General features: G+C 55.0%; 1 protein-coding gene and 2 rRNA genes. 2 read left to right on the top strand and 1 reads right to left on the bottom strand.

The window, feature by feature from the left end; translation table 11 throughout:
* Together IMZ11_RS42720 and rrf are read left to right on the top strand one after the other, a co-directional pair.
* Positions 1-367, top strand: a 23S ribosomal RNA gene (locus IMZ11_RS42720); the annotation flags it as partial.
* Between the two features lie 155 nt (positions 368-522).
* Positions 523-636: ribosomal RNA gene (gene rrf / locus IMZ11_RS42715) — 5S ribosomal RNA — on the top strand.
* Positions 637-738: 102 nt separating this feature from the next.
* Here the strand turns inward: rrf and IMZ11_RS42710 are convergent.
* Positions 739-866 (bottom strand): methylated-DNA--[protein]-cysteine S-methyltransferase (locus IMZ11_RS42710; RefSeq protein ID WP_228649296.1); only part of this gene is annotated, 128 nt, incomplete at its 5' end.

The following is an 866-nucleotide window of genomic DNA, read 5'->3' as shown; positions in this document are numbered from 1 at the left end:
GGTCCCAAGGGTTGGGCTGTTCGCCCATTAAAGCGGCACGCGAGCTGGGTTTAGAACGTCGTGAGACAGTTCGGTCTCTATCCGCCGCGCGCGTCAGAAGCTTGAGGAAATCTGTCCCTAGTACGAGAGGACCGGGACGGACGAACCTCTGGTATACCAGTTGTTCCACCAGGAGCACCGCTGGATAGCCACGTTCGGACAGGATAACCGCTGAAAGCATCTAAGCGGGAAACCCCCTCCAAGACCAGGCTTCTCACCCTTTTAGAGGGATAAGGCCCCCCGCAGACCACGGGATTGATAGACCAGACCTGGAAGCCTAGTAATAGGTGCAGGGAACTGGCACTAACCGGCCGAAAACTTACAACAACCAACAAACACCACAATGTTTGGGTTTTTGAGTAAGACGCACATCCTGACCTCGCAACCACAATTCATAAACACCCACACACCATGTGTCCGGAGTGCACACCGCACCCCACCACCAAAACACAAGGTTTACACTCAAAAACGAGTGAATAGAGTTACGGCGGTCCATAGCGGCAGGGAAACGCCCGGTCCCATCCCGAACCCGGAAGCTAAGCCTGCCAGCGCCGATGATACTACCCTCCCGGGTGGAAAAGTAGGACACCGCCGAACACAAATTAAGTCCCGAGCCCTCCAATTTCGATTGGAGGGCTCGGGCATTTTTGTATATCGGCGCGTTTTCAATTCCTTTCGAGAATTGAAAACGCGCCTATTTCAATTGAACAGAGCCGGCGTTGTACGGCTTTTCTCCAGTTCCAACAATGCCCGTTTGCGGTCCAGTCCGCCGCCGTAGCCGGTGAGGCTTCCATTCGCGCCGATCACCCGGTGACACGGCACGATGA

Source organism: Microtetraspora sp. AC03309 (assembly GCF_020826795.1).
In the GTDB taxonomy this organism is placed as follows: Bacteria; Actinomycetota; Actinomycetes; order Streptosporangiales; family Streptosporangiaceae; genus Microtetraspora; species Microtetraspora glauca.
The sequence above is the reverse complement of the archived record's forward strand: the minus strand, read 5'-3'. Positions and strand labels throughout refer to the sequence as shown.